This window comes from Maricaulis sp. B-26 (assembly GCF_056857855.1).
In genome coordinates this window covers 65254-82095 of record NZ_JBSXNX010000025.1, presented here as the reverse complement: position 1 = coordinate 82095, position 16842 = coordinate 65254, and the positions used below count along the sequence as shown (strand labels likewise).

Below are 16842 nucleotides of genomic sequence, written 5' to 3'. Positions count from 1 at the left end.
GCGAAAGCCGAGCTAGCCCCCCACCCCCATCCCTGCTAAACCCGCGCGCCATGACTGACGCGCCCGCCACCGATATTCCCTGGACCGCAACGGCCCTGACGCTCTTCCCGGATGCCTTTCCGGGACCGCTCGGCGTATCGCTGATCGGGACAGCTGCGAATCGTGGGTTGTGGGCGCTAGAAACTGTGGACATCCGGGATTTTTCCCGTCATAAGCACCGCTCCGTGGACGACACCCCGGCCGGCGGAGGCGCTGGTATGGTGCTCAGGCCGGATGTTTCCACGGAGGCGATTGATACGGTGCAGTCCCGCTGGCAAGGCGAGAAACGGCCGTTGATCTATTTGACGCCGCGCGGAAGACCGCTCTCACAGGCCCGGGTACGGGAGTGGGCGGCCGGTCCGGGCGTTGTCGTGTTTTGCGGACGCTTCGAAGGCCTCGACCAGAGGGTGATCGAAAGCCGCGAAATGGAAGAGGTCAGTGTCGGCGATGCCGTGCTGGCCGGTGGCGAAGCCGCAGCCCAGGTGCTCATCGAGGCCTGTGTGAGACTTCTCCCCGGCGTGCTGGGCGACCCGATGTCGACCGAAGATGAGAGTTTCGAGGGTGATCTCCTCGAATATCCTCACTACACGCGACCGCGCGTGTTCGAGGGTCGGGAGATCCCGGAGGTCCTGCTGTCGGGGCACCATGGCCAGATCGAGGCCTGGCGCCGGGAGCAGGCAGAAGAGATTACGAAGGCGCGTCGCCCGGACCTCTGGACGAGGCACAAGGCTCGCAAGGAGAATGCACGATGAACATGATCGAGCAGCTTGAAAAAGAAGAAGCCGCCCGCGTCCTGGGCGAGAAGACCATCCCGGATTTCAGCGCCGGCGACACCCTGCGCGTCCATGTTCGCATCAAGGAAGGCGACCGTGAGCGTATCCAGGTCTTCGAAGGCGTGTGCATCGCGCGTTCTGGCGAAGGCCTGAACGAGAGCTACACCGTCCGCAAGATTTCCTTCGGCGAAGGTGTTGAGCGCGTTTTCCCGGTCTACTCGCCGAATGTCGAGCAGATCGAGATCAAGCGTAAGGGCAAGGTCCGCCGCGCGAAGCTGTACTATCTGCGCGACCGTCGCGGCAAGTCGGCCCGTATCGCCGAGCGCGTCACCGGCCGCGGCATCGAAAAGCGTGAGCCGAAGAAAAAGGGCTAGTCCCTGTCGCACTGCGCGAATTGAAGAACCCCGCCGCATCCCGGCGGGGTTTTTTCATGCCCGGCATAACGGGGGCGGGCTTTGCGGGCGGCCGCGAACGGGTTAGGTCGACATCATGCCCGGATCCCTCGTCATACTCACCGGTGCCGGTATTTCCGCCGAGAGCGGCCTTGGAACCTTCCGCGATACGGACGGCCTCTGGTCGAAATTCGACTGGCGGGAGCTGGCCACGCCGGAAGCCTTCGCAGCACAGCCCGATCAGGTTCATGCCTTCTATAATGCGCGCCGGGCCGGGCTCGCGAATGCCCGCCCCCATGCCGCTCACGAAGCGCTCGCCCGGCTGGAAAGGGACTGGCTGGCCCGCGGCGGGGAATTCCTGCTGGTAACCCAGAATGTCGACGACCTGCACGAACGCGCTGGCTCGGAACGCCTGGTTCACATGCATGGCGAACTGGCGAAGATGCGCTGCCTGCATTGTCATGCGGTCGAAGACAGCCTGCCGGACCTGTCTGTCGATATCGTCTGCCCGCGCTGCGGCGCGCGCGGCGGACTGAGGCCGTACATCGTCTGGTTCGGCGAAATTCCGCTCGGTATGGAGCTCATCCTGGCAAGCCTGGAAACCTGCACCGAGTTCGCCGCGATCGGAACGTCGGGAACCGTCTACCCGGCCGCCGGTTTCGCCGATATCGCCAGACGCGCCGGCGCACGCCTCACGGAGATCAATCTGGAGACGACTGACACGACCGACGGGTTCGATGCACATCTGTGTGGTCCCGCCAGCGAAACTGTGCCCGAATGGGTCTCCACTTTGTGCCCCTGATACCGACGTCGAGCGCCGAGCGAACCGATCACATGACACCCCAAGACGCTTACAACCATGCCCAGTCCGGCTTTACAGCCTATCGCGAGCATCGCTTCGAGGATGCCGAGGCGGTCGCAAATTCGATCCTCGCCGCTTTGCCGAAAGACCCGAACGGACTGTATCTGAAAGGCATTTGCCGCCGGGCTCTGCGAGACCCCGCTGGCGCGCTCCTGTATGTTGAGCAGGCTTGCGGCGTCGCTCCCGGGCAATTTCCCTTCGAACTGGCCGCAGCCCAGGTGCTGACCGATCTGGAAGACTATGCGACGGCCCGAAGCCGTTACGAGGCACTCGCCAGGGCTTTCCCGGATTCTTTCGAGGCGGTCTATTTCCGCGCCGCAATGGAACGCAAGGCGGGTGATCTGGCTGCTGCCCGGACGGCCTATGAAGCCGCGCATCGCATCATGCCGGACCATTTGGCGTGTCTGCGCGACCTGGCCTGGATCAGCGAAGCCATGCGCGACTGGGAGGCCGCACGGCGCTATGGCGAGCTCCTGCTCCATCATGAATCCGGAGCGCCCGCAGGGATCTCAGCGCTGGCCGCCGCCGAACTCGCCGCGGACCGGCCGGAGGCCGCACTGGCCGTCATCGATCAGCATTTCGATGCGGGCCGGGCGCATCCGGGCATAGACGCCCCCGTCTGGCGCCACCGCGGCTTTGCGCACGAGGCACTCGGGGCCTATGAGGCGGCCATGTCGGCCTGGCAGACCGGGTATGGCGCGCTGCGCGATCATCTGGCCCCGACCGGTCAATTTCGGGACGATCTCAACGGTCTGAAGAGCTTCCAGCGCCTCGGGAAAGCCTACCCGACGCTCGAGCCCGCCAGCACGAGCACCGGGGCCGCAATACGCACGCCGGTCTTTCTGGTCGGCTTTCCCCGATCCGGGACGACGCTGCTCGAACAAATCCTGGGCTCGCATCCGGATATCCGGGTCAGCGACGAGGCCCTCCTCACGCAACCGATCATCGCGAGTGCGGGCGACAGCGAAGAGAGCCTCCGACGCTTCATGGCGACGCTCCCGGAGCACGCGGAGGATCTGCGTGCGGCCTACTGGAAGCGCGCCGACGAGATCGGTGCCGCAGCGGAGGGTGTTTTTATCGACAAGCTACCGCTCAACCTGCCCTGGCTGGGCGTACTCGGACAGGTTTTCCCGGGCGCAAGGGTCATCCGGGCCGTACGGGATCCACGCGATGCCGTGCTCTCCGCCTACAAGCAATTGTTCGAGCTGAACGCCTCGATGGTGCACACCTTTACGCTGGAAGACACCGCGGCGCTCTATGACGCGGCAATGTCGGCCGGCGAAGCCGGACTGCGGCTCGTCCCCGACAGCCCGATCTGCGATATCCGGTATGAATCGCTCGTCGGCGATATGCCGAAAACGGTTTCCGTGGCCCTCGAAAGTATCGGCTTGTCCTGGCAGGACCGCATGGCGCAGTACCGCGATCATCTTCCCGAAACGATCTCGACCCCGTCCGGGCCGCAGGTGACGCAACCGATCCACGACCGCTCGGTCGGGCTCTGGCGCAAATACGAAGATGCGATGACGCCGGTCCTTCCCGTTCTCGCACCCTGGGTCGAGCGCTGGGGCTATACCGGCGAATAGAGCGCCCTCAGGCCCGATCCTCGATCGCGTGCATGTCATCGTCCGACAGGCCGAAATGATGGCCGATCTCATGCACCAGGACATGCGTCACGAGTTCGCCCAGCGGCACATTCCCGTGATCGGCCCATTCATCCAGGATCGGCCGCCGGAACAGGAAAACCCGGTCCGGTTCCGGAGACGGGTCGGATACGGATTTCTGCGACAGGTCCACACCGATATAGACGCCCGTCAGCTCGAACGGGTCTTCCATTCCGAGGGCCTGCAAGGTCTCCTCATCGGCGAAATCGGCCACGAAAATCTCCACGCGCCCGCACAGCTTCCGAAAGCTGTCCGGCAGGTCATGCCAGGCCGCCTCGGCCAGCCTTTCGAACTGCTCGAGCGTGGGGGGCAGGATCCGGGCGATAGGGTCGCCGCTCATGTCGCAAACTCACAACAATCTTCCAGGAAGGCCCAGTCTGGCTGCAAGGAGGCGGTTTGCACAGGTCAGGGCTCAGCCTAATCTGCACGCAGGGGTTTCGGGGGAAGTCATGTTACGTAGCGTTGTGTCCATTATCGGTGTCCTGGCATGTCTGCTGTTCGGAGGGGTGGCCTCTGGCCAGCTTTCCGATCGTGCGGCCGAGATGCCTACGGAAGCGGTCTTCAGTCCGGCGCCGGACTTCGTGGTCGAAATCGAGCCGGCCGATCCGGACGAAGCGATCCACGAACCCTATGGCGGCGTTCGCTACCTGCTCGTGGACGACCAGCACGACAGCCGCGGCGAGGAGCCCGTCTCCTATTACCGGCAGGTGCGCGAGGCGATCAACGCGTCCGGCGTCGATGCCATCGCCAGCCTCGAAGTCAATTTCGACCCGGCCTATCACAGCCTCGTCTTCCATCATGTCCGGCTGACCCGGGACGGCGTCACCGAGGACCGGAAGGATCGCAGCCTGATCGAGTTCGCCCGCCGCGAGACCAGCCGCGACCGACAGATGCTGAATGGCGAAGCGACGGCGATGCTGCGCATGGACGATGTACGCCGCGGCGATATCGTCGACATCGCCTATTCCATCGTCGGCGACAATCCCGTCTTCACGGACCATGATTTCCGCCGCTTCAGCCTCAATTGGAGCCTTCCGGTGGAGCGCCGGTCGATCCGCTCCCACTGGGCGCGCGGCACGGTACAGCACTGGGACGTCGCCGGCGGCGATGCCGATGTGGAGCGCCGGGTTTCGCGCAATACGGAAAGTTTCATTCTCGAGCCGGCCCCGCGCGCAGCCGTCGATGCGGAAGCCGGCGCTCCGCTGGAGCTGGAGCAATTCGCCTCGCTGCGGATTTCCAGCTATGCGGACTGGAACGAGGTGGCCGAATGGGCGCGCCCGCTCTTCGATTTCGAAATGGACGATTCCGTACAGGCGCTCGCGGCGGAGATTGCCGGCCGCCATAGCCGTGCCGAAGCCCAGCTCATCGAAGCACTTCGCTTCGTCCAGAACGATATCCGCTATCTCGCCCTGACCTATGGCGAAGGGTCCTACCTGCCGGCCGCGCCGGCGGACACGCTGGATGTGCGCTATGGCGACTGCAAGGCCAAGACGGTGCTGCTGATGGAGCTGGCGCGGGCGCTCGGCTTCGAGGCGGATGCCGCCCTGGTCAGTCTCTCCACCGGTTTCGGGCTGCCCGATCTCGAACCCTCACCCGGCGCCTTCGACCATGTCATCGTCCGGCTGACCCGAAACGGCGAGACTTTCTGGCTCGACCCCACGCAATCGCACCAGGGCGGAACGCTGGAGACCCTCGTCGAACCCGATTACGGCTATGCGCTGGTGCTTGACGGCGAAGGCAACGGCGTGGAACGCATGCGCACCGAACCGCATCCGACCGAGCCCACCGTCGTCATCGAGGAACAGCTCGATATTTCCGGCGGCCAGCACGAACCGGCCTATCTGGATGTGGTCACCACCTTCACGCGCGCCAATGCCGACTATATGCGTTATCTCATCGCCGAGAACGGGCGATCGGGAATTCGCCGCAACTATCTCGATTTCTACAACGGCTTCTTCGGTGAAGCGCAATTCCTCGAACCGCTGGCCATCGAGGACGATATGGACGCCAACCGTATCGTGATCACGGAACGGCTCGAACTGGCCAATCCGTACGAGGCCGGCGACCAGCCCGGTTTCTACAGCTTCGGCTACCGCGCCCACGCCATCCCGTCACTGGTCGAGTCGAATGCGCAGATCCAGCGCGACACGCCGCTCGCCGTGAGCCATCCGAGCCGCCGCCAGCACACGGTGGACATCATCCTGACCGATGGCGGCGCGGGCTGGGATCTCAATAACGAGAACGTGGTGATCGAGAATGCGGCCTTCCGCTATCACCACTTCACCGTCCATGTCGGCGGACGCTACCGCATGCACTACGAGACGCAGAGCCGGACACGCGCCGTCCCGGCCGATACCGCGGCCGAGGTTCTGCGCGAGCACGAAGACATGCTCAACTCGTCCTACTACAGCTTCGACATGGTCGGGCCGGAAGCCATGGCCATTCCTGAAGTCTCGCTGAAAGGCGAGAAGCGCGCGCCCTGACGGGACGCGAACAGCTGGCAGCCTCCGGCACCTTGTCGCGCGAACAAATATGGAACATGCTGGGAGCATGAACCTTCAGGACGTCGCATCCGCCGCCAATCCGGATATCGACGACGCCCATGCGCTCATGCGCGGGGCGGCGCGGCTGCTCTGGCAGATGGGCTTTTCCGCCATCCCGGAATTCCGGCTGCCCGACGGCCGGCGGGCCGACCTGGCCGCGATCGGACGCAAGGGCGAGATATCCATCGTCGAGGTGAAATCCGGCATCGCCGATTTCCGGGCCGACAATAAATGGATGGAGTATTCCGACTATTGCGACCGGCTCTACTTCGCGGTTTCCCAGCGCTTTCCGCACGATCTCATTCCCGAGGAGACAGGTCTGATCATCGCCGACGGGTTCGGCGGCGCCATTGTGCGCGAGAGCCCGGTGCTCGCGCTCGCACCGGCGCGCCGCAAGGCGATCACCTTGCGTTTCGCCCGGGCCGCTGCCGACCGGCTCATGCGGGTTGGAGACGAGGACGAGCCCCGCGATTAAGGCCGCTCAGGCAGCGGGCTCGCCCACGACCCGATCGACGATTTTCATGAACGCCTCGACACGCGGCGCAAACCGGTCCTCGACAGCCTTCCTCACGGGGGCCGGCACACGATCCGGAGATCCCGCATCAAGCGGCGGCTGCGGATCATATTCGAGACCCAGCTGTATCGATGCTGCAACCGCATCGCCTGCCAGTTCCTTGACAATGGTCAGGGCAAAATCGATCCCGGCAGTCACGCCGCCGCCCGTAAACAGATTGCCGTCACGCACGACCCGCGCCTTGACCGGCTCGGCGCCGAAGCGCGACAGCACATCGTGATAACGCCAATGCGTCGTGGCGCGACGCCCCTCCAGCAAGCCGGCAGCGCCGAGCACGAAAGCCCCGGTACAGACCGACGTTACATAGGCCGCATCCGGTGCGCGGCTTCGCAGAAAGGCCTGGACGCTCTCATCCTGCATGGCAGCATCCACACCGAAACCACCCGGCACGCAGATCAGATCGAGCGGCGGGCACGCATCCAGCGTCATGGTCGGCAGGATGAACGGGCCGCAATCGGTCCGGACTGGTTCGAGGGTACGGGCGACGAGATGGGTCTGCGCGCCGGGCAGGCGCGAGAGCACCTGGAGCGGGCCGGTAAAATCCAGCTGCGTGATGTCGTCAAAGAGCAGAAAACCGATATTCCGGACCGGTCCTGGCGTAATGGCAGTCATGCGCATGTCCTTCAGCGAGATGAGCGGGGTCTGCGGATTTCCCGGCCCCTGCAATGCGCATCCAGCTTAGGTTTTCCGGCTTCCGGCAAAAGGACGGAAGACCGGCAAATCCTGCCAAATCCCCTAGTCGGACACGCGCCAGGGCGGGTCGATCCGGTTCTTTCCGGCATGATAGATCTTGATCGGATGGCCATCGGGGTCGGTCAGCACCGCCTCGCGCCATAGCCATCCCTGGTCCTCGGGCGCATCGCGGAAGACGAAGCCGTTCGCCTCCAATTCCCGCACCCGCGCATCCACATCCTCGTCTTCCAGATAAATCACAGTGCCGGGATGGATCGGCCCGCTCTCCAGGTGGAGCGAGAAGGTCGTATCCCCCTCCGGCGCCAGGAAACGGCAATAGTGCGGACTGTCGACCAGGAGACGGAAGCCGAGCCTGGTATAGAAGGTCCTGGAGCGCGCGATGTCACTCACCGGGATGGTAATCTGGTTAAGGCGCATCATCCCCTCCGACCGGGTCCGCGATCTGGTCGAGCGGGCGGACAAGCCGGTCCAGCGTCAGATCGGAAAGCAGAAAGGCCCAACCCTCAGCAGCCGCATTGATCGCCGCCGCTTCCGCCTGCGCGTCGTCGGTCAGCGCCGATGCCTCGAGGCGGGCCCAGCGGGTCTCTCCCAGGGCGATAATTTCGAGCGTCACCTGCAGACCGGTGAAGGTCTGGGCAGTGTGCCGTGCGATTACCTCACCCGCGATGCGGTCGGCACGCCGGACGTCGCGAAAGCGGACCCGGGACAGAACGCTGGCCGGGCCATTGCCCGCGGCCGCCGTGATCGGGCGCCAGCCCGCAGGCTGGCGAAGCGCGAAATTGCGGGTCGAGCGGGCGGCGCGTTCAAGGCGATAGGCGGGACCTTGCTCCGGGGCGATGTCGGCCCGGGCGATCTCATTGCTGCCCAGCGCAAGGAAGTCCAGGTCCAGCCAGTCCTGCGCGGTTTCGATGGCCGGTCGCTCCGACGCCGTTTCACCCGGGCGCGCCGCCCAGCTTCGATTGCGTTGCGGGAAGCGCACATAGGCCCGGCCCTGGCGCATATCGCCCAGTATGATGTCTGCCGTCACCGCGCCGTCGAGATCGCGCACCGTCACACGTGTTCCGACTCCCTCAGCCCCGTCGGCCGCCAGGCCGAGACGGGCATGCTTGTCGGGGTCGGTGGTGCGGGCGCCCGCATATTCGAGGCCCGACAGGAAGGCGTCGAGCTCGGCAAGCCGGGCGGACCGGACCGGATGGCCGTCCCGCTCGGGCATCACCCAACCCGTTTCCGTTCGCTGCAGGGTGAAATGGTCCTCCGCGCTGTCGATCTCGATACTCTGTGCCGAGGCGACCGCCTGCGGCCAGTCCGGCAGGACCGGGCCTTCGACGGCGGGCTGCCAGTTGCGGCGGGCGTCCTGCCAGCTCGCGCCGAGCGCCAGCACCAGCATGATAAACGCAGCACCGGCGACGAGGGTCAGCTGGCGCCGGCGGGCCGTGTTCATGGGCCGGCTCATGCACGCCTCCTGCGGCGGCGAACGATCGCACCGGCGATCCCGATCAGCACGATCAGGGTCGGCGGCACGCCGATGGTCCAGAATTGAAGACTCGCATTGAGCGCGTCGATATCGCGGCGGAAATCGCGTTCGACAGCGCGCAGCTGCGCGCGCCGGTCTGCGATGACGCGGCGCAACCGGGCCGCCTCTTCGCGATCGGACGTGTCCGACCCGGTCAGGAGCGCGGAGGATTGGCCGGTCCCCTGCAGGGTTTCCAGCCGGCTTCGCGCCGACGCGATCTCGGCTTCCAGCCGGGTCTGGATTTCGACATAGCGGGTTTCAGCCTCGGAACGCAGCGCCTCGACCCGCGTCATCGGTCGCAGGGATGGTGCGCGTGACCGCAAGGTGACAAGCGCCGGGTCGCCGGCGGCCATGTCGATCAGATTCATGGCCAGGGACAGATTGTCGGCCACGAGCGTATCGCCGACGACCGGATCGCGGCGGACGTAATAGGTGTCGTCGAGCCAGTCGGCATCGGCGACAAGCGTGATGTCGACCGGGGCCGGGGCAACAGCCAGATGATCCGCCGGATTGAACAGAACCTCGCCCGCCGGCGGACCGTCCGGGAAAGCTGTCTCGACGATACCGTGGATGCGCAGGCCCAGGATGAGCGGGTCGGAGTCGGGCTGGTAATCGCGCAAAAGCGCATCCGGACCCGGCGCTCCCGCGGCGATGTCTGCATCCAGGCGTGCACCCTCGGGGCTCGTCGCCATCAGGGCTGTCGCCTCGATTCCGGGAAGGCCGATCACGTCGAGGGCGCCGGGGGAACCGAAATTGAGGCCGAGATCGAGCGTGGCTGTGGCGAGGTCGGTCTGATTGATCTGTGCTGGGCCGATCGCGAACCAGAGCGGATAGGCGCGGCGGCGCGTCCGGCCGTCGCTCTCGACGATCTCCACCGGCAGGCCGAGCGACCGGTCCATGGCCACGGTCTGCGGATCATAGGCCACCCCCCAGCGCGCCAGCAGCGGACCGAGACCGGACGCGCGCGTGGCATTCAGGGGCGGCAAGCCGTCCGGGCCCGCACGCAGCGCGACGTGGGCGAGCGGATCGAGGAAGGCGAGCACCCGGCCATGGCGCATCGCATACTGGTCGATCAGATAGAGCTGTCCGTCCGTAAGATCGCCGGGGTGATAGACGAGCAGGGCCTCGGCATCCGGGATGGTTTCGAAGTCCGGCTCCAGCCAGATCAGGTCATAAGCCGCATTCAGCTCGGCTATGAAGTGGTTCGGGGCACCGTCTTCCGGAGAAATGGCAAGACTTGTCAGGATGGCGAGGCGGGGGCGGCGCGGGCGCTCGATATCCACGATCAGGCGCGTGAGATCGTATTCCAGGCGGGTCTCCGCATCCTCGCGGAAAACCGGGATGACCGCTTGGTCGTCGACCGAATTGCGCGCGACCAGGCCGAAGAAGAGCTGTTCGCCGGTTTCGGTCGGCATGGGCGAAAGGCCGGATGCCAGCGCTTCGTCCTCATCGGCGGAAAAAGGCGCCGGATCGGTCTCGATCAGCCGGATACGGCCACCGGACTCGTCGGCATAGGCCTGGAGCAGTTCGCGCACCCGGGTCGCATAGGCTCGTATGGCGGGATACTGGGCCGCCTCAGCGCGCGAAAAATAGAAATGCCATTCCACCGGCTCGGAAAGCCGGTCGATCACCTGTTGCGAGCCTGGCGACAGCCGGTAGAGCGAATTCTGGGTAAGGTCCAGGCGCCAGCTGCCAAGGGCCTGGCCGGCGAGCTGATTGCCGGCGAGGAAAAGCACGACGAGGCTGAGCAGCATCAGCGGCATGTAGAGGGAGCGCTTCATCGGCCGCCTCCCCGGCGCTCGGCGACGAGCACGCCGGCAATGCTCAGCGAGACGATGATGATGCCGATGAAGTAGATGAGATCGGCAAGCCCGATCACACCGTGACGGAAGGCGTTGTAATGGTCGAGCGCGCTCAGGCCGGCGACGAATTCGGAGACGGTCGCCGGGGCATTCTCGCCCAGAACGGACAGCACCAGCGGCAGACCGGCCGCCGTCAGCAGGAAGGACAAGAGCGTTCCGAGCACGAAGGCGATCACCTGATTGGCGGTGGTGGCCGAGACCGCCTGGCCAACTGCGAGATAGGCGCCTGCGAGGAGCCATGTCCCGAGATAGCCGGTGGCGATGGCGGCATTGTCCGGTTCACCGAGATAATTGACCGCAATCCAAATCGGCAGGGTCAGGGCCAGCGCGGCCGCTGCCATCGTCCAGGCCGCGAGGTATTTTCCGCCCGCCGCAGCCCAGAGCGGTATAGGCAGCGCCATCAGGAATTCCAGCGTGCCTCGATCGCGTTCTTCCGCCCAGGCGCGCATGGCGAGCGCGGGCATAAGGATGACCAGGAGCCAGGGCAGATAGTCGAAGAAGGGCGCGAGATCGGCGCGGTTGGTGTCGAAGAAGCGGCCGATATGGAAGGCGAAGGCCGGCGCCGCCAGGGCGAAGGCTGCGAGGAAGACATAGGCGAGCGGGGTCTGGAAATAGGCTGCCAGCTCCCTGCGATAAACGGCGAGCAGTCCGGTCACGCAGCACTCTCCCGGTTCGCACGCCCGCCGGTCGTCAGCGCACGAAAAGCTCCCTCCAGCGATCCGTCATCGGCCTGCTCCACCAGATCGCGGGGCGTTCCGTCGAACAGAAGGCGTCCCTCCGCGATCACGATGGCACGGCTGCAGACGGCCGGGACCTCTTCGAGGATATGGGTGGAAATGATGATCGCCTTGTCCGGCGCCATGTCCCGGATCAGGGCGCGCACGCCATCCTTCTGGTTCGGGTCCAGCCCGTCCGTCGGCTCATCGAGGATCAGCACGGCCGGATCGTGCGCGATGGCAGCGGCCAGGGCTGCGCGGCGCTTGTATCCCTTGGAAAGCGTGCCGATCGGCTGATCGGCCGCGGCGCCCAGATTGGCGCGCTCGAGCGCCTTGTCGCGCGCGCGCTTCAGGGTTTCGCCGCGAAAACCGCGGGCGCGGAGCCCGAAGGCGACGAAACCGCGCGGCGTCATGGCTGGATAGGCAGGGGCACCCTCGGGCAGATAGCCGAGACGGGCCTGCGCCTCGAGGCGGTCGGCGACGCAATCATGGCCGGCGATACTCGCCCGGCCGCCATCCGGCTCCAGCCCGCCGGCGAGCATGCGCATCGTGGTCGTCTTCCCCGCGCCGTTCGGCCCGAGAAAGCCCAGCACCTCGCCCCGCTCCAGCGTGAAGCTGACATCGTCAACCGCGCGACGGGACCCGAATTCCTTGATCAGATGGTCGGCAACCAGCATGGGGGAGTGCTCGCAATCGGACCCGCATAGCGTTAGCGCGCCCGACACGGCTTGGCCAGAGGCAAGCGCGGACGAGGTCGAAAGTTTCCGTTTGATATTGGGAAGTTGGGTGCCGACCGGTTCGCAGCTCCATAACCCGGGGGGCTGGGGGGGCTGTCTAAAACCAGGTATTGAAGCGTTGACGCGACCGGCCGACGCGGATGACGGTGGCTTTGGCGTGTGGCGGCAAAGCGCCCGAAATGTGGCGACTTTGCGGCGGCGCGTGAAATGTTTGTAAGCTGTTCGTAGCGTTTCAACCGACGGGAGAATTGGCGTGCAGTCAGGCCCCCAGTCCGCGAGACGGGCTCCGCAGACGGTCATGTGGGACCGGCGCGAACTCGACACGATACTTCGGGTTTACGGCCGCTTCGTCGCGCAGGGCGATTGGAAGGATTACGCGATCGACGGGCTGAGAGACCAGGCCGTCTTCTCCATCTTCCGGCGCCACAGCGAAGTCCCCATGTACAGCGTCATCAAGACGCCGGCCGACGCACACCGCCAGGGCCAGTACAAGATCGTCGGCATGGACGGCCAGATCCTCAAGCGCGGACACGATCTCGCCCAGGCCCTCAAGGTCTTCGACAAGAAGCGCTTCAACATCGTCGAATAGCTCGCGCCCATATGGCACAGGCAAAGAAAAACCCCGGAGGCGGACCTCCGGGGTTTTGTCTGTCCGGTGTGAACCGTTCGCTTATTCCTGACGCCCACCCAGCAACATCATCAGGAATTGGAACATATTGATGAAGTTGATGTACAGCGAAAGCGCACCGTACGACGTCGCTACGGACATCGCCGTTTTGTCGCCACCCAACTGGTAATACGTAAGCTTCAGCCGTTGCGTATCATAGGCCGTCAGACCTGCAAAAATAAGGACACCGATAGCTGAAATCGCCATCATCAGCACGCCGGACTGAAGGAACATATTCACAATGAGGGCGACGAAGAGACCGATCACTCCCATGATCAGGAACGACCCAAGGCCCGTGAGATTTCGCTTCGTCGTATAGCCAAACAGGCTCATGCCAGCGAACGCTGCGGCCGTGATCATAAAGACCTGGGCGACACTTTGCCCCGTGTACTGCAGACCCCAAATTCCGAGGCCGGCACCGATCAGGCTAACGACCGACCAATACAGCAGGTTGGCGCCCGACTTCGACGGCGAGCGCATAAAGAACATCGAACCGAACAAGATGATAAGCGGTGAGAACGCTATCAGAGTACCGAGTCCGGTCCTTCCGACGTACCTTGCCGGGCCTTCTGGGGTCGCCACGACCTGAACCTCATAGAGCAGGCTGGTTACAGGCGGAACGCTCGTTGTAAGGAATGCGAGCGCCGCCGAGATCAGCAGGCCGAGACCCATCTTGTTGTAAACGCCGAGCATGAACTGGCGCAGCCCGGCATCCGTCGACATGTCCATCGCGGGTGCGTTGGAGTAGGAGCGGGAAAAATCATTCATAGGTTACGTCTTCCATGCTTGCCGCGCCCGGTCGGGCGCTTTGTCCCACAATATCGTTACACTGGCCCGGAAAGGCAAGGAGGGACGGCAAGGCTTCGCGTCCCCCCTCGCGGCCCGGATGATTTGCCAGCGCGGGGAAAATCGACCTAGGTCTGACCTTTCGTCAGCCCATCGGATCCGCCATGAGCCTGCGCCTGTTCGCCGCCATCCCCGTCCCCGAGGCGTTCGGCCCGGAAATCCGCCGCCTGCAAAAGGGCGTACCGGGCGCGCGCTGGCGGCCGGTCGAGAATTTTCACATCACGCTGCGCTTCTTCGGGGAGATTCCCGAGACGGTCGCCGAGGACCTCGATGCCGAGCTGGCCAGTATCCAGCTTCCGCCCTTCGACCTGAAGCTCGCCGGCAGTGGCTGGTTCGGCAAAAGGGACCCGCGCGCACTCTGGCTGGGCGTGGAGGCGCCTGACGCACTCGGCGAGCTGCAGTCGCGCTGCGAACGCGCCGCCCGCAGAGCCGGACTCGAACCCGAGACTCGCAGTTTCATACCGCACATGACGCTTGCCTATCTGAACGGCACGCCGATCGAGAAAGTGACGCGCTTTGCCGAACGCACGGGCGGCTTCGCGACCGATCCCTGGCGCGTCACGCATTTCTCGCTCTTTACCAGCTGGCTGACGCGCGGCGATGCGAACATCTACGAGGCGGTCGCGGATTATCCGCTCGGCTGAGACCGCCCCTCGCGCAAGGCCGCGATGAGGCTGTCGATGCCGGCCTCGACCAGGTCCAGGACATGATCGAAACCCTCCTCGCCCCCGTAATACGGGTCCGGGACGTCCTGGCCCGTATGGGTGTCCGTCCAGTCGAGCAAGCGCGATATGCGGCCGCCCGCTCCAACGCCTGCCCCTCCGGGTCGAAGCCGCTTCATGTGGCGCAGATGCCCGGCATCCATGGCGACGAGATGGTCGAAACGCCGGAAATCATCGCCGGTCAGTTCGCGTGCCCTCAGACCGCTCATGTCTATGGCTCGTCGCGCCGCCGCCTCGACAGCCCGCGTGTCGGGCGCTTCGCCGGCATGCCAGCCGCCCGTTCCGGCCGAATCGACGATCCAGTCCAGCCCCGCCAACTGGAGCCGCTGGCGCGCGACTGCATCCGCCGTGGGCGAACGGCAGATATTCCCAGTGCAGACGAAGAGCAGCCGCATCAGGGCGCGTCGGCGTCGATGTCGAAGGCGCCCGGCAGCACGGAGACCTGCCAGGCCCCGTCGATGCGGTAGAGCCAGTAGATGTCGCCATAGGCGCCGTCAGGCAGGCGCCCCTCGACGCAGCCGGCTTCGGCGGCCCCTGACGGGCCCGCGAACTCTTCGATCCACAGACAGCTCGTATTGGAATGCTCGGCCACGAGGCCCCAGCGCGAATCCGACAACCGTGCCTCGGCGAAGGCCTCCGAGCGGCGGCGGCTCACCGTCTCGCCTTTGGCGCATCCGGCTGCCAGCTCATCAACTGCCTGGTGCGGGACGACCGGAATCCGGCCCGCTTCCGCGGTCAATTGCGTGCGGCAGGCGGCACTGGAGAAGGCGAAGTCGACCGGCCCACCGATCAGGCCGCCGAGGCGCTCGACCATGGCATCGCCGCGCAGACTGAGCTGGCAATCCATGGCATTGCAGTCGGGAGCGATCTTCCTGGCATGACGCACGACGAGGATATGGCGGTCAGCCGACCGCAGCGCATCGGCATCGTCCTCCGACGCCCCTGCGATGAGGCCGGGACGATCGAAGCCCTGGGGGGCGCAGGCTGCGAGGCCGCCCAGCGCCGCGGCGGCGAGGCCGCGAAGAAGCCGTGTTTCTGTCATGATTGTCTGCCTTGCGATTGCGGGTCAGCCGGATTCGGACGCGCCCGGCTCGTGCCGAACGCGCATCCGGGTGGTGATCATCGTACCTTCGCCCAGACGGCTTTCTATGCCGATCTCGCCTTCCATCAGGTCGAGCACGCGATGGCAGATCGAGATGCCGAGACCGGCCTCACCGGTGATGGGCTGCGCGTCACGCGACTCCAGGGACGCGACCTGTTCCGGAGACATGCCGACCCCGGTATCGGTTACGACGAATTCCAGGAAAAGCTTGTCCTGCTGCCCGCCCTCGACCAGACGCGCAGCCACCCGGACGCTGCCTTCCGGCGTGTATTTAACGGCGTTCGAGACGAGATTGGCGAGAACCTGCTTGATACGGACCGGGTCGCCAAGCACTTCGGTTTCCGCATTCGCCCCCAGATCGAGCCCGATCTGCAGACCCTTGTCGCGCGCCAGCGGTTCGAACAGGGCGATCACGCTTGTCGCCAGCTCGGCCGGGCGGAAAACGGCGCTGCGCAACTCCACCCGGCCATTTTCAAGCCGGGACAGGTCGAGCACGTCATTGAGCTTGGACAGCATGGCCTGCGCCGACTGCTCCAGCGTGGAGAGAAGCTTGCGCTGGTCGGCGTCGAGATCCGTATTGGACAGCAAACCGGCAAGGCCGAGGATTCCGTTGAGCGGCGTCCGCATCTCGTGACTGAGGCCGTGAATGAACTCGCTTTTCGAGCGGCGTGAGGCGCGCTCCACCTCCGCCTCGATCTTGAGCTCGCTTTCCATCAACCGGCGGCTGTCGCGTTCGACCTCGAGGCGCCGAGAGGATTCCTGCAGACCATCCAGCAGGGTGCCCATGCGCCGCACCACCGCAACGAAACCGTAGAGGAGCGCGAAAGACGTGATGGCCTCGAAGGCCCAGCGATAGCGCTCGTCCAGCATCGCGCCCCACTGCGAGACCACCTGTTCGGGCTGGAAGAATGGACCGACGATCAGGACGCAGGCATGGAAGCCGTGATAGAGGGTCCAGACCGACAGCCCGAAGATGAGGACGATGATACCGTGACGGGCACTGATGAGTCCGGGATGGTTCGCATAGCGCGACAACACCAAAATCGCGACGATCGAAAGCGTCGCGTAGAAGATGTCCAGGAAACTGCTTAACAGGATTGATTGCATTCCTGCCGCTCTTCCCCTCGCAAAGCCGGCACA

The 16842-nt window shown here is 64.9% G+C and carries 19 protein-coding genes; 8 read left to right on the top strand and 11 right to left on the bottom strand.

Features of this window, described 5'->3' with window-relative positions:
- The first annotated feature begins 50 nt into the window (after positions 1 to 50).
- The 4 genes from trmD to AC13HB_RS11795 all read left to right on the top strand — a co-directional run bounded on the left by trmD (position 51) and on the right by AC13HB_RS11795 (position 3649).
- Positions 51 to 791 (top strand): tRNA (guanosine(37)-N1)-methyltransferase TrmD, encoded by a 741-nt coding sequence (gene trmD / locus AC13HB_RS11810; RefSeq protein WP_482949963.1) that lies wholly within the window; start codon positions 51 to 53, stop codon positions 789 to 791.
- On the top strand, positions 788 to 1186 hold the full coding sequence (rplS, locus tag AC13HB_RS11805; RefSeq protein WP_482949962.1) for a 50S ribosomal protein L19: 399 nt from the start codon (positions 788 to 790) through the stop codon (positions 1184 to 1186). Before trmD ends, rplS begins: the two co-directional genes overlap by 4 nt.
- A gap of 115 nt (positions 1187 to 1301) precedes the next feature.
- Positions 1302 to 2006, top strand: coding sequence for an NAD-dependent deacylase (locus AC13HB_RS11800; protein WP_482949961.1), 705 nt, complete (start codon positions 1302 to 1304; stop codon positions 2004 to 2006).
- A 32-nt stretch (positions 2007 to 2038) separates the two neighbouring features.
- Complete coding sequence (locus tag AC13HB_RS11795) at positions 2039 to 3649, top strand: tetratricopeptide repeat-containing sulfotransferase family protein (protein WP_482949960.1); 1611 nt, start codon at positions 2039 to 2041, stop codon at positions 3647 to 3649.
- 7 nt (positions 3650 to 3656) lie between these two features.
- Here the strand turns inward: AC13HB_RS11795 and AC13HB_RS11790 are convergent, their stop codons facing one another.
- Positions 3657 to 4067 carry a metallopeptidase family protein gene (locus AC13HB_RS11790; protein ID WP_482949959.1) on the bottom strand — a complete coding sequence of 137 codons (411 nt, stop codon included), beginning with the start codon at positions 4065 to 4067 and terminating at the stop codon, positions 3657 to 3659.
- 109 nt (positions 4068 to 4176) lie between these two features.
- Between AC13HB_RS11790 and AC13HB_RS11785 the strand changes: the two genes are divergently transcribed.
- Complete coding sequence (locus tag AC13HB_RS11785; RefSeq protein WP_482949958.1) at positions 4177 to 6210, top strand: DUF3857 domain-containing transglutaminase family protein; 2034 nt, start codon at positions 4177 to 4179, stop codon at positions 6208 to 6210.
- 67 nt (positions 6211 to 6277) lie between these two features.
- On the top strand, positions 6278 to 6745 hold the full coding sequence (locus AC13HB_RS11780; protein ID WP_482949957.1) for an MmcB family DNA repair protein: 468 nt from the start codon (positions 6278 to 6280) through the stop codon (positions 6743 to 6745).
- A 6-nt stretch (positions 6746 to 6751) separates the two neighbouring features.
- On the opposite strand, the gene AC13HB_RS11775 is transcribed toward AC13HB_RS11780, so the two are convergent.
- From AC13HB_RS11775 to AC13HB_RS11750, 6 genes are all read right to left on the bottom strand, one after another.
- Positions 6752 to 7456, bottom strand: a complete 705-nt coding sequence (locus AC13HB_RS11775; RefSeq protein ID WP_482949956.1) for a DJ-1/PfpI family protein — start codon at positions 7454 to 7456, stop codon at positions 6752 to 6754.
- 123 nt (positions 7457 to 7579) lie between these two features.
- Complete coding sequence (locus AC13HB_RS11770; RefSeq protein WP_482949955.1) at positions 7580 to 7954, bottom strand: VOC family protein; 375 nt, start codon at positions 7952 to 7954, stop codon at positions 7580 to 7582.
- Positions 7944 to 8990, bottom strand: coding sequence for a DUF4340 domain-containing protein (locus AC13HB_RS11765; RefSeq protein WP_482949954.1), 1047 nt, complete (start codon positions 8988 to 8990; stop codon positions 7944 to 7946). Before AC13HB_RS11765 ends, AC13HB_RS11770 begins: the two co-directional genes overlap by 11 nt.
- The gene (locus AC13HB_RS11760) at positions 8987 to 10831 is read right to left on the bottom strand and encodes a Gldg family protein (protein WP_482949953.1); all 1845 of its coding nucleotides are present in this window, start codon (positions 10829 to 10831) and stop codon (positions 8987 to 8989) included. The genes AC13HB_RS11765 and AC13HB_RS11760 overlap by 4 nt, the downstream gene beginning before the upstream one ends.
- Positions 10828 to 11568: an ABC-2 transporter permease gene (locus AC13HB_RS11755; RefSeq protein WP_482949952.1), complete on the bottom strand. Its 741-nt coding sequence runs from the start codon at positions 11566 to 11568 to the stop codon at positions 10828 to 10830. Before AC13HB_RS11755 ends, AC13HB_RS11760 begins: the two co-directional genes overlap by 4 nt.
- Positions 11565 to 12305, bottom strand: a complete 741-nt coding sequence (locus AC13HB_RS11750) for an ABC transporter ATP-binding protein (protein ID WP_482949951.1) — start codon at positions 12303 to 12305, stop codon at positions 11565 to 11567. Before AC13HB_RS11750 ends, AC13HB_RS11755 begins: the two co-directional genes overlap by 4 nt.
- A 358-nt stretch (positions 12306 to 12663) precedes the next feature.
- Between AC13HB_RS11750 and AC13HB_RS11745 the strand changes: the two genes are divergently transcribed.
- Positions 12664 to 12954 (top strand): DUF2794 domain-containing protein, encoded by a 291-nt coding sequence (locus tag AC13HB_RS11745; RefSeq protein WP_482950071.1) that lies wholly within the window; start codon positions 12664 to 12666, stop codon positions 12952 to 12954.
- Between the two features lie 81 nt (positions 12955 to 13035).
- Here AC13HB_RS11745 and AC13HB_RS11740 read toward each other — a convergent pair whose 3' ends face one another.
- Positions 13036 to 13800, bottom strand: a complete 765-nt coding sequence (locus AC13HB_RS11740; RefSeq protein ID WP_482949950.1) for a Bax inhibitor-1/YccA family protein — start codon at positions 13798 to 13800, stop codon at positions 13036 to 13038.
- A 182-nt stretch (positions 13801 to 13982) separates the two neighbouring features.
- On the opposite strand from AC13HB_RS11740, the gene thpR reads away from it, so the two are divergent.
- Complete coding sequence (thpR, locus tag AC13HB_RS11735) at positions 13983 to 14522, top strand: RNA 2',3'-cyclic phosphodiesterase (protein ID WP_482949949.1); 540 nt, start codon at positions 13983 to 13985, stop codon at positions 14520 to 14522.
- On the opposite strand, the gene AC13HB_RS11730 is transcribed toward thpR, so the two are convergent.
- From AC13HB_RS11730 to AC13HB_RS11720, 3 genes are read right to left on the bottom strand one after another with little or no spacing between them, the layout of a single operon-like run.
- Complete coding sequence (locus AC13HB_RS11730) at positions 14507 to 14995, bottom strand: low molecular weight protein-tyrosine-phosphatase (protein ID WP_482949948.1); 489 nt, start codon at positions 14993 to 14995, stop codon at positions 14507 to 14509. The two genes, thpR and AC13HB_RS11730, sit on opposite strands and share 16 nt — an antisense overlap.
- Positions 14995 to 15642, bottom strand: a complete 648-nt coding sequence (locus AC13HB_RS11725; protein WP_482949947.1) for a histidine phosphatase family protein — start codon at positions 15640 to 15642, stop codon at positions 14995 to 14997. Before AC13HB_RS11725 ends, AC13HB_RS11730 begins: the two co-directional genes overlap by 1 nt.
- Before the next feature lie 24 nt (positions 15643 to 15666).
- A complete protein-coding gene (locus tag AC13HB_RS11720) occupies positions 15667 to 16809 on the bottom strand; it encodes a sensor histidine kinase (RefSeq protein WP_482949946.1) in 1143 nt (380 codons plus the stop codon).
- Positions 16810 to 16842 lie beyond the last annotated feature (33 nt).

Excerpts from the sequence above, each read along its gene's own strand:
- trmD (WP_482949963.1), top strand. The coding sequence starts at position 51 with ATGACTGACGCGCCCGCCACCGATATTCCCTGGACCGCAACGGCCCTG.
- rplS (WP_482949962.1), top strand. The coding sequence starts at position 788 with ATGAACATGATCGAGCAGCTTGAAAAAGAAGAAGCCGCCCGCGTCCTG.
- AC13HB_RS11800 (WP_482949961.1), top strand. The coding sequence starts at position 1,302 with ATGCCCGGATCCCTCGTCATACTCACCGGTGCCGGTATTTCCGCCGAG.
- AC13HB_RS11795 (WP_482949960.1), top strand. The coding sequence starts at position 2,039 with ATGACACCCCAAGACGCTTACAACCATGCCCAGTCCGGCTTTACAGCC.
- AC13HB_RS11790 (WP_482949959.1), bottom strand. The coding sequence starts at position 4,067 with ATGAGCGGCGACCCTATCGCCCGGATCCTGCCCCCCACGCTCGAGCAG.
- AC13HB_RS11785 (WP_482949958.1), top strand. The coding sequence starts at position 4,177 with ATGTTACGTAGCGTTGTGTCCATTATCGGTGTCCTGGCATGTCTGCTG.
- AC13HB_RS11780 (WP_482949957.1), top strand. The coding sequence starts at position 6,278 with ATGAACCTTCAGGACGTCGCATCCGCCGCCAATCCGGATATCGACGAC.
- AC13HB_RS11775 (WP_482949956.1), bottom strand. The coding sequence starts at position 7,456 with ATGACTGCCATTACGCCAGGACCGGTCCGGAATATCGGTTTTCTGCTC.
- AC13HB_RS11770 (WP_482949955.1), bottom strand. The coding sequence starts at position 7,954 with ATGCGCCTTAACCAGATTACCATCCCGGTGAGTGACATCGCGCGCTCC.
- AC13HB_RS11765 (WP_482949954.1), bottom strand. The coding sequence starts at position 8,990 with ATGAGCCGGCCCATGAACACGGCCCGCCGGCGCCAGCTGACCCTCGTC.
- AC13HB_RS11760 (WP_482949953.1), bottom strand. The coding sequence starts at position 10,831 with ATGAAGCGCTCCCTCTACATGCCGCTGATGCTGCTCAGCCTCGTCGTG.
- AC13HB_RS11750 (WP_482949951.1), bottom strand. The coding sequence starts at position 12,305 with ATGCTGGTTGCCGACCATCTGATCAAGGAATTCGGGTCCCGTCGCGCG.
- AC13HB_RS11745 (WP_482950071.1), top strand. The coding sequence starts at position 12,664 with ATGTGGGACCGGCGCGAACTCGACACGATACTTCGGGTTTACGGCCGC.
- AC13HB_RS11740 (WP_482949950.1), bottom strand. The coding sequence starts at position 13,800 with ATGAATGATTTTTCCCGCTCCTACTCCAACGCACCCGCGATGGACATG.
- thpR (WP_482949949.1), top strand. The coding sequence starts at position 13,983 with ATGAGCCTGCGCCTGTTCGCCGCCATCCCCGTCCCCGAGGCGTTCGGC.
- AC13HB_RS11730 (WP_482949948.1), bottom strand. The coding sequence starts at position 14,995 with ATGCGGCTGCTCTTCGTCTGCACTGGGAATATCTGCCGTTCGCCCACG.
- AC13HB_RS11725 (WP_482949947.1), bottom strand. The coding sequence starts at position 15,642 with ATGACAGAAACACGGCTTCTTCGCGGCCTCGCCGCCGCGGCGCTGGGC.
- AC13HB_RS11720 (WP_482949946.1), bottom strand. The coding sequence starts at position 16,809 with ATGCAATCAATCCTGTTAAGCAGTTTCCTGGACATCTTCTACGCGACG.